This window comes from Lishizhenia sp. (assembly GCF_057456495.1).
Window position 1 is genome coordinate 1 of the sequence record NZ_JBVCPV010000116.1, and the last position, 9409, is coordinate 9409.

A 9409-nucleotide genomic window follows, 5' to 3' on the forward strand; every position below is an offset into this window, starting at 1 on the left:
CAAAGGAAAAGTTGTAGCCAATGGAACCTATATCTATAGGTTAGAATACGACCTTCCGGAACGTGAAGCGGTTCAAATTTATGGTCATATTAATGTATTAAGATAATACCGAATTTTTAGTAAACAGAAACATGAAACAACCCCTCATTCTTTTACATGGTGCATTAGGAAGCTCCAAACAATTTAAGGAATTGAAATCAGTTCTTTCTAATGACTTTGATGTGCACACCCTAAATTTTGACGGTCATGGAGGCAAAGCCTTGGAGGTAGAATATTCTATTGCGCGTTTCAGAGATAATTTGTTGGACTACTTAGAGGAGAATGAAATTTCTCAAGCCCAAATTTTCGGTTACAGCATGGGCGGTTACGTGGCTTTGAGCGCGGCCTTAAAAAAGCCAGAAGCCATTGGGATGATCATCACTTTAGGGACGAAATTCGATTGGTCAGCAGAAGCTGCGGCCCAAGAAGTAAAAATGTTAAATCCAGAAAAGGTAGAGGAGAAAGTACCTGCCTTTGCAGAGAAATTGAAAGATGAACATGCTCCTCAAGATTGGAAGGTGGTCATGACTAAAACTGCTGAGATGATGCTCAATATGGGTAAAGGAGCAAAACTCATGGATAATGATTTTACACAAATTCAACATCAGGTTAAGCTGGGTTGGGCCAGTTTAGACCACATGGTTACGCGAGAAGAAACTGAAAAGATTGCACAATTGTTACCCCATGCTAACATGGAAGTGATAGAAGGAGCCAAGCATTTGTTGGAATCTGTGGATGTTGAAGTATTGGTGAATTTTATTAAGGATTTTTAAGAGTGTTATTGCCTTAAAGGCGGCATAAAACCACTATTCTTGTCAGTAAACTTTAAAACCACTTTATGAAATATTTCCTTTTTATAATTAGTAGCCTTTTACTCCTCGCTTGTTCTTCTGAGGTGAAGGTTGATACATCCCAAAAAGTCGACGAATTTATACATGTCGACCTAGTAAAGAGTTTCGAGACGGGAGGGAAGGGGTTTTCAGTATATTATCCATATTCAGGAATAGAGGATAGTATAAAAGAGCGCTTGGTTTTACCTGATTTGTCTGAAATACAGGATACGGCCTACGGGTATTTTTATTTTAGTGGTGAAAATAAGGGAGCTATTAATAGGGAAGTTTTGTTCATAGTTGGAAATTATAATTCTTCTGCTCCTAAGTTTTGGTTAGATAACAACAATGATTTTATGTTCGCAGCAAATGAGCAATCTTCTACGTTCGAAGATGATTTTTTACTCGTTCGTATATGCGATGGTAGAAAAAAAGAACTTTGTTCTGATTATACGTTAATAAAACCTGCAGACTCCATTTATGAAGAAATCAATGGGATGATAGGTGAATTAAGTACAGGAGGGAAACACCTCGGGTTTTATTGGAGCAAAAGAAAAAGTTTATCCGTTGGAGATTTCAATTATCAAGGAGATTCACTTAGAATAGGTCTTTTTGATGTAAATACGGATGGTGCGTTTAATACCATTGGGAGGGATAGACTAGTTTTTGGAGATTTTGGTAAATCAATCACTAGAACGGCAGAATATCAAGGAGCACTTACTTTAGATTCCATGAGTTTTTTTAATTCTAAGCATTATGTTTTTCAAATACTCGAGATAGCTGCTGATGGTAGCTCAATGAAAATTAAACCTCTTGAATCTAAAAAGCTACTTACGCGATTAGGAGTTGGAGATACTTTACCTGATTTTGTGTTAGAAAATGTTGATGAAGGTTCAAGGAGTGTTTATGCTGGTTTAAAAGGTCAGAAATACATCTACCTTAACTTCTGGGCAACTTGGTGTGGAGGATGTAAGCAAGAAATGCCAGATTTGATTGCCTTGAATAAGGATTATACCGATGAGGTATACATGTTGAGTATTAACTATGAACAAGATGTGGAAACGGTGAAAAGTTTCATGGATAAATATGATATGGAATGGGCGAATGCGCTATCTACTCCTGAAATAATAGAAGCTTTCAAAGTAGAAGGAATGCCGAGAAATGTTTTGTTAGATGGTTCGGGAAAGATTTTAGACATGAATATTAGGCCAGATAAGTTAATGGATTTGATAGAAAAAGCAAAAGTTACTCCCAAACAGGGGGTGTAACGGCAGCGCCGAAAGGTAAGGCCTTAGGGTTTTGTTGAGAAGCTTTACGACCACCGGAAGTGGAGCTGAACGACTTTCAAAACACTTAGGTTTTAGCTTGCGGACTATAGTGGAAGACCCGGCCGTTTGCCGAATTAGAATACTAAAAAACCGATGTCCTAAATAATGGAACATCGGTTTTTGTTTTTTTATGATAAACCTTTTACAAAGCCATCTCAACAATTTTTTCAGCTTCTTCAGGTGTAAGATCTCCGCGTTCTCCTAAACCTGTCCATCCTCTTTCTTCGAAGCGTTGGCGAATGATTTTTGGAGTATCTGCATTGTTCGTATCGTATGCAGAAATGGTAGTATCTATACCTAATGACTCAAAGAATAATTTAGTTTTTACAATAGCGTCTTGTGCTTTATTGTCTGTAGCCCCCCAAACGCGTTCACCGTATTGTGCGAGCTTTTCTTTTTTGTTTTCAAATTTTACTTCAAATAAACGCGGTGCGATAATGGCCAAAGTTCTGGCGTGGTCTATACCGTGTAAAGCCGTTAATTCGTGTCCAATCATGTGTGTTGCCCAATCGTAAGCTACTCCTGCGCGTAAGGTTCCATTTAAGGCCATGGTTGCACACCACATAAGGTTGGCAGCATGTTCGTAATTTGAAGGGTCTTCCATTACTTTAGGAGCTGTTTCAATTAGGGTCATTAAAATTCCTTCAGCAATGCGTTCTTGCAATTTATTGTCGGTAGGGTAAGTTAAATATTGCTCTAAAGTGTGCATAAAAGCATCGGTAATTCCATTGGCAATTTGGCGTTTTGGCAAAGTAGCCACAACAGAAGGGTCTAGGAAAGAGAATTTAGGGAAAGATTGCGGTCCGCCCATGGTTCTTTTTTCTTTCAACTCTTCTCTAGAGATAACTGCACCTGAATTCATTTCAGACCCTGTGGCTGGAAGTGTAAGTACGGTTCCAAAAGGAATACTATCTGTAAAAGCACATCCTTCTTTGCGCATTAAAACGTCCCATGGATCTCCGGCGTAAGTTGCACCTGCTGCAATAAATTTAGTTCCGTCGATTACCGAACCACCTCCTACGGCGAGTACAAAGTCAACTTCATTTTCTTTGATGAGTTCTATGGCTTTCATACACGTTGCGTACTGTGGGTTGGGTTCAATTCCTCCGAATTCTAGAACATTGAAATCTTTTAAGGCGGCCATTACGCTGTCGTAAACACCATTGGCTTTAATACTTCCGCCTCCGTATGTAATCAATATGTTTTTGCCAGAAGTATGTAGCGCTATTTCGCTGGCAATACGTTCATAGGTATCTTTTCCGAATACAACTTTTGTTGGGTTGTAATAATCAAAATTATTCATTTTAAGTATGTGTTATTCGTTAATAATCTCTTTCGATTCAATGCTTACAAACAAAGTTAGGCCTTACACTCAAAGTTCAAAGTAGAATATGGTTTTTTCATGGGAAAGGGAACGAGGTGACCAATGATTGAAATAAAATCGTTGATTTGGATTATCTTTATAGAAGTGGTTAAGCTAGATTTAACTGATTATGAAATGGTTGAAATCTTGTGAATAACTAGCGTTCAAAAAGTGATGGCTAGACTTGCATGCAACCCTTTTTAGGTTATATTTGTTTTCCTAGTAACAGTGCCGTTTTTAACGGTTTTAAACTAAACACCATGGCAAAAGAAAAAACTAGATACTCAGACGAAGAACTTCAAGAATTCAAAGATTTGATTCTACAGAAGTTAGCAGAAGCGAAAGAAGATTTGGATTTGTTACAGGGATCACTTTCTCACAAAGATGATCACGGAACAGATGATACAGGAAGAACCTTTAACATGATGGAGGATGGATCAGAAACATTATCAAGAGAAGAGGTAGCTCAATTGGGGGCACGTCAGGAAAAGTTCATCCAAAACTTAAAGAACGCTTTAATTAGGATAGAAAATAAAACTTACGGAATTTGTAGAGTTACAGGTAAGTTAATCCGTAAAGAAAGATTGAAATTAGTGCCGCACGCAACGTTGAGCATTGATGCTAAAAACGCGCAAGCAAGCTAGATGGAAAAGAACAAAAAGTTCCTACTCGTAGGTATTTTAGTGTTGTTGGTTTTGATTGCAGATCAAATCATCAAAATTTGGGTTAAAACCAACTATGGTCCATACTCACCGGCAGAAAACATACTAGGCGAGTGGTTCGTTTTGAATTATACCGAAAATCAGGGAATGGCATTCGGTACTACTTTAGGAGGAGGTTTGATTGGAAAATTAGCCTTGTCTATTTTTAGAGTGGTTGCCATAGCAGGTATTATTTACTACATCATTAAGCAAATTAAAGAAGGTGCGAAAACCGAATATTTGGTAGCATTGTCTTTTGTCTTGGCTGGTGCAACCGGTAATTTAATAGACTCAGCCTTCTATGATTTTATTTTCGATTTTGACCCATGTATCCCTTTCAACCAATTGGAAGGTTCTGGGAACTTGATGTCCTGCACTAGTTTTGGTGTAGAGCATGAGGTGGAAGCTCGAAACACAGGATTCCTCTTAGGAAACGTTGTAGATATGTTTCAGTTTGATGCGGAATGGCCTGAAAGCATGCCTTGGTTAGGCGGTCGGCAGGTGTTTCCAGCAATATGGAATTTAGCGGATGGGGCAATCACAGTAGGTATACTTATGGTCGTTGTTCGTCAGAAGAAATACTTCAATAAGTAAGAACTTATCAAAAGATAAATAAAGGGTTTTCTCGTTTGAGAAGGCCCTTTTTTGTGTTAAGATGTCCCTATAAAAAAAGGCCGTCTTTACAGACAGCCTTCCCTTTATTTCTTTCTTTTCTTCTCGGTCTTTCTACGCTTTGCTAACCACTCTGGTACTTCTTTTTTCCCTTGAGCTTGAGCTTTGCCTTTTTTATGTTGACTCGGCTTACGCTGTGCAAACTGTGTTTCTGAACCGATTAACTTTTCAATTAAATCTTGACGGTCCGCCTTTTCCAATCTGCTTTTAATCCAATGTCTATTCTCTTTTTTATACCAGAAGAAAAACTTGTGTTGATTTTGTTTTTGATCTCGAGTTTTTGCCGTATAAACAGGTTTTAAGGTATATGGGTGAACTCCGGCGTAATAGATTACTGTTGCAACGGTCATTGGAGTAGGTGTGAAATCTTGTACCTGTTCCAATTGGAACCCCATGTCTTTGGTTTCCGCCGCCAAATTCGCCATATCTTGTTCTTCACACCCTGGGTGAGAGGAGATAAAGTATGGAATCAATTGCTGATTCATGTTGTGCTTCTTCTGAATTCTATCGTACTTTTCTTTAAAAGCATGGAAGTTTTTAAAAGAAGGTTTACGCATAACACGTAGGGTTGCATCACTGGTATGTTCTGGTGCTACTTTAAGTCGCCCACTAACGTGACGGGTCACAACTTGTTCTATATATTCATCGTGGTTTCCGTCTTCATTGTTCTTATTAAAATCATCTACCAATAAGTCGTAACGAATTCCAGAACCGATAAATGCCTTTTTCACTTTAGGGTGAGCATCTACTTTACGATAGAGCTGCGTCATATCGCTGTGGTTTGTGTCGAGATTAGAACAAATCACGGGGTGTATACATGAAGGCGAAGAACAACGCGCACAAATGTCTTCATCCTTTCCTTTCATTTTATACATGTTGGCGCTGGGCCCACCAATATCAGAAATGTATCCTCTAAAGTCTGGATCTTCTGTTACTTGGTCTAATTCATTTAAAATAGATTGCTCACTACGAGAGGCAATAAATTTACCTTGGTGAGCAGAGATGGTACAGAAGCTACATCCTCCAAAACATCCCCTGTGCATGTTGATCGAAAAACGTATCATATCAAATGCAGGGATGGCACCCCTCTTTTTGTATTTAGGGTGTGGAAGTCTCGTATAGGGTAAATCAAATGAAGTATCAATTTCTTTCTCCGTCATTGTTTTGTACGGAGGATTGATAATTAAAGTTTGATCACCGATTTGTTGTATAATTCTATTGGCTTGCCACTTGTTAGATTCAACTTCTACGATTTTAAAGTTGGCGGCATATTTTAATTTGTCCTTTAAACACTCTTCGTGTGAAGCGAGTTCAACGGTATTCCAGTTTTTGTTTTTCGGCAAAGGTTCGGAGCTGGGTCTGAGTACTGCCGTTTGTTTAACGGTTCCTAAAGAATCGAAGGGTACCCCTTTCTTTAAAAGTCTAAGCATGTCTCGTAAGGGCTGGTCTCCCATACCGTATACCAACATATCTGCTTTAGAATCTTTTAAGATAGAAGGCATTAATTCATCTTTCCAATAATCGTAATGGGTAACACGTCTTAAAGATGCCTCAATACCACCGATTAATACGGGTACGTCTGGATAAAGTTCTTTAAGTATGTTGGAGTAAACAATGGTTGCGTAGTCGGGTCTAAACCCGCTCTGTCCACCTGCGGTATATGCATCTGTAGAACGCAATCTTTTGTTGGCTGTGTAATGATTCACCATAGAATCCATACAACCAGCTGTTACACCGAAAAAGTATTTGGGTTTACCGAATTTTTTGAAGTCTCTTAAATCATCCTTCCAGTTCGGTTGCGCAACTACTGCTACGCGAAATCCTTCGTCTTCAATAATACGACCAATAACTGCAGTACCAAATGCGGGGTGATCCACGTAGGCATCTCCCGATATGATTACTACATCTATCTCTTCCCATCCTCTTTTTTCAACTTCCTTTTTGGTTAAAGGAAGCCAATCTGTAATCGGTCTTTGCTCCATAATTAGTGCAAAGATATAGCTTTAATTAAGAAGAACATTACGGGAAGATCGAAGAATGCCCTTTGTTGTAAGGTAGACGATAATAGCTACTGCTGATTTGTAGTTTGTGCGGGAGTTTGAACCTTTGGAAGGTATATTTTTTCTTGAATAACGATGGCCGTTGGATAGTCTTTTAGTAATTCGGCTTTTAATTTTTCAGCTTCCAATTTTGTTCTACAGTTCCCAACCTTAAGGTTAAAGTTCGGTGCTTTGAACTCTATATAGGTAGGAACGTCTTTGTGGTTCTGAATGAATTCTGCTCTGGTTTTGTTCACAGCAGTTCTATCATTGTCGAAAAAGATTTGAACTCTGTATCCTGAAATCTGTGGACCATATGCTGGAGGAACGGTGGTTCCTTTAAATTTTACAAACTCTTCTATTCGGTAGTCTTTTTCTATGGTTACCTCTCCGTCTTGTGAAGGGACTTCAACTTTTGCGGTATCTGCTGAAACAGTAGTTTCTGTAGTATCTTGTTTATTCCACCACGTGTTTTGGGCAGTAGATAATTGTGCGAAAGTAAAAAGTGCGATTAAGAGCGTCCAAAATTTCATGTGATAGATTTTTTACAAAAGTATAAAATAAGTCATTTGAAAAAATTCTGCCCGCGTAAGCTTCCTATTTTAATTATTATTTGGTGAAAATTTGTTAAAAACTGTAAGTGGTTGACAATTACTTTAAAGCAAAGATGTGGCTCTTTTGGTTTATTTAGAATGATTTTAAATTAAACTGGACTTCCAATAAATTGTCATAAAACTGTCATGAAAACAGCTAGAACCGTTAAATTTGCTCCCGATGAAAACTGTGTATTAGCATAGGAAATTAACGAATTATAAATGAAAATATCTAATAATCAGATGTTTAGAGTTGATATAAAGTGGGCCATAGCCCTGGTGTTGAGCGTCCTGTTTATGGGTGCTTCTCAGTCGTATGCACAAGAAGGAGAGAGTCTGTTTAAGGCGAAGTGTGCTACTTGTCACCAAGTATTCAAGGATATGACTGGTCCTAAACTTTACGAAGTACGTAAGAAATGGGAAGATGGTGGAGCTAAAGAAGGTTCTGTAATTCAGTGGGTTCAGAACTGGCAAAAGGCTGTGGCGATGGATCCATATGCTAAGCAGGTTTCAACATGGTCTCCAACGGCTATGTCAGTATTTGCTGATTTAACAGATGAGCAAGTTGTTGCAATCTTTGATTACGTAGATGCGCAAGAGGAGAAAGTAGCTGCTGCACCTGGTGCGCCTGTAGAAGGAGTTGGAGGTACTCAAGAAGAAGAGTCTTTATCATTTGTATGGTTGATCTTAGGAGCAATCTTCATTGTAATCATTTTATCAGTTGGTGGTGTACGTCGTCAGTTGAAATTGGTTGCTGGTGAATCAGAAGACACAGGTTTAACATACGCACAAGAATTTAAAGCTTGGGCTTGGAAATACAGATTGTATGTTGGTTTAGGTTCTGCTGTTATCGTAATTGCATTAATCGTAGGGTTGTTCCTTACTTTGTACAGTGTAAACGTAATGACAGAATACCAACCATCACAGCCAATTGATTTCCCGCACAGCAAGCACGCTGGATTGAATGGAATTGATTGTAAATACTGTCACAACTCTGTAGAAGATTCTAAAACTGCAGGTTTACCAACAGTTAATGTTTGTATGAACTGTCACAAACAAGTTCAAGGTTCAGGAGAGCAAGTAGCGAAAATCCAAAAGATTTACGATGCGGCTGGATTCTCACCAGAAGGTGGAGGTCAGTACTCTGGAAAAACTGAGCCTATCGTTTGGAATAAAGTGCACAACTTACCAGACCACGTTTACTTCAACCACTCTCAACACGTAAAAGTTGGTGGAGTTGATTGTAAGCAATGTCACGGAGACATGACGAAGCAAGTGGAAACTGCTCGTGTAGTTCCAGTGGAAGAATTATCAGAAATCGAAGGAAACATCAAATTAACGAAACCAACCTTAACTATGGGATGGTGTATCGAATGTCACGGAGCGAAAGAAATTTCTGGAGGTCCATTGGCAGAAGGTGTTGAAGGTGATTCTTACTATGACGAAATTCACCGTCGTTTATTGAACAACGACAAATCTTTATACGAAGGATACTTAGAAGACGGAAAAGTAACTGTCAAAGAGCTTGGCGGTTGGGAGTGTGCAAAGTGTCACTATTAATTTAATTCAGAAGAAGGCTAAAAAGGAATATGGCAACGAATAGAAAATATTGGAAAGGTCTAGAAGAATTGAACGAGACTCCTGAGTTTCTTGAATCAAGAGACAAAGAGTTTTCGAACGATATTACCGTGGATGAATTCTTGGCTGATGAGAATTTGAAAGAGACATCAACTCCACGTCGTGATTTCTTAAAATTCTTAGGATTTAGTGTTGCAGCTGCTACAGTAGCGGCATGTGAGGCGCCTGTTACAAAAGCAGTGCCTTACGTTAACAAACCAGTTAAC

Annotated in this window: 9 protein-coding genes; 6 read left to right on the forward strand and 3 right to left on the reverse strand. The window is 38.7% G+C overall.

Annotated elements, in window-relative coordinates; translation table 11 throughout:
* Window positions 1-131 precede the first annotated feature (131 nt).
* Window positions 132-812, forward strand: coding sequence for an alpha/beta fold hydrolase (locus AC22ZQ_RS09270; protein WP_318958501.1), 681 nt, complete (start codon window positions 132-134; stop codon window positions 810-812).
* 65 nt (window positions 813-877) lie between these two features.
* Window positions 878-2137, forward strand: coding sequence for a TlpA family protein disulfide reductase (locus AC22ZQ_RS09275; protein ID WP_318958502.1), 1260 nt, complete (start codon window positions 878-880; stop codon window positions 2135-2137).
* A 202-nt stretch (window positions 2138-2339) separates the two neighbouring features.
* Here AC22ZQ_RS09275 and AC22ZQ_RS09280 read toward each other — a convergent pair whose 3' ends face one another.
* Complete coding sequence (locus AC22ZQ_RS09280) at window positions 2340-3500, reverse strand: iron-containing alcohol dehydrogenase (RefSeq protein WP_318958503.1); 1161 nt, start codon at window positions 3498-3500, stop codon at window positions 2340-2342.
* A gap of 320 nt (window positions 3501-3820) precedes the next feature.
* Between AC22ZQ_RS09280 and AC22ZQ_RS09285 the strand changes: the two genes are divergently transcribed.
* Together AC22ZQ_RS09285 and AC22ZQ_RS09290 are read left to right on the forward strand one after the other, a co-directional pair.
* Window positions 3821-4204: a TraR/DksA family transcriptional regulator gene (locus tag AC22ZQ_RS09285; RefSeq protein ID WP_318958504.1), complete on the forward strand. Its 384-nt coding sequence runs from the start codon at window positions 3821-3823 to the stop codon at window positions 4202-4204.
* Window positions 4205-4855, forward strand: a complete 651-nt coding sequence (locus AC22ZQ_RS09290) for a signal peptidase II (RefSeq protein ID WP_318958505.1) — start codon at window positions 4205-4207, stop codon at window positions 4853-4855.
* A 104-nt stretch (window positions 4856-4959) separates the two neighbouring features.
* Here AC22ZQ_RS09290 and AC22ZQ_RS09295 read toward each other — a convergent pair whose 3' ends face one another.
* Both AC22ZQ_RS09295 and AC22ZQ_RS09300 read right to left on the reverse strand, forming a co-directional pair.
* Window positions 4960-6915 carry a YgiQ family radical SAM protein gene (locus AC22ZQ_RS09295; protein WP_318958506.1) on the reverse strand — a complete coding sequence of 652 codons (1956 nt, stop codon included), beginning with the start codon at window positions 6913-6915 and terminating at the stop codon, window positions 4960-4962.
* A gap of 86 nt (window positions 6916-7001) precedes the next feature.
* Entirely contained in the window at window positions 7002-7505 is a 504-nt protein-coding gene (locus AC22ZQ_RS09300; protein WP_318958507.1) for a hypothetical protein, read from the reverse strand.
* A gap of 282 nt (window positions 7506-7787) precedes the next feature.
* Between AC22ZQ_RS09300 and AC22ZQ_RS09305 the strand changes: the two genes are divergently transcribed.
* Complete coding sequence (locus AC22ZQ_RS09305) at window positions 7788-9125, forward strand: c-type cytochrome (protein WP_318958508.1); 1338 nt, start codon at window positions 7788-7790, stop codon at window positions 9123-9125.
* 29 nt (window positions 9126-9154) lie between these two features.
* Window positions 9155-9409 (forward strand): TAT-variant-translocated molybdopterin oxidoreductase (locus tag AC22ZQ_RS09310; RefSeq protein WP_318958509.1); only part of this gene is annotated, 255 nt, incomplete at its 3' end.

Excerpts from the sequence above, each read along its gene's own strand:
- AC22ZQ_RS09270 (WP_318958501.1), top strand. The coding sequence starts at position 132 with ATGAAACAACCCCTCATTCTTTTACATGGTGCATTAGGAAGCTCCAAA.
- AC22ZQ_RS09275 (WP_318958502.1), top strand. The coding sequence starts at position 878 with ATGAAATATTTCCTTTTTATAATTAGTAGCCTTTTACTCCTCGCTTGT.
- AC22ZQ_RS09280 (WP_318958503.1), bottom strand. The coding sequence starts at position 3,500 with ATGAATAATTTTGATTATTACAACCCAACAAAAGTTGTATTCGGAAAA.
- AC22ZQ_RS09285 (WP_318958504.1), top strand. The coding sequence starts at position 3,821 with ATGGCAAAAGAAAAAACTAGATACTCAGACGAAGAACTTCAAGAATTC.
- AC22ZQ_RS09290 (WP_318958505.1), top strand. The coding sequence starts at position 4,205 with ATGGAAAAGAACAAAAAGTTCCTACTCGTAGGTATTTTAGTGTTGTTG.
- AC22ZQ_RS09295 (WP_318958506.1), bottom strand. The coding sequence starts at position 6,915 with ATGGAGCAAAGACCGATTACAGATTGGCTTCCTTTAACCAAAAAGGAA.
- AC22ZQ_RS09300 (WP_318958507.1), bottom strand. The coding sequence starts at position 7,505 with ATGAAATTTTGGACGCTCTTAATCGCACTTTTTACTTTCGCACAATTA.
- AC22ZQ_RS09305 (WP_318958508.1), top strand. The coding sequence starts at position 7,788 with ATGAAAATATCTAATAATCAGATGTTTAGAGTTGATATAAAGTGGGCC.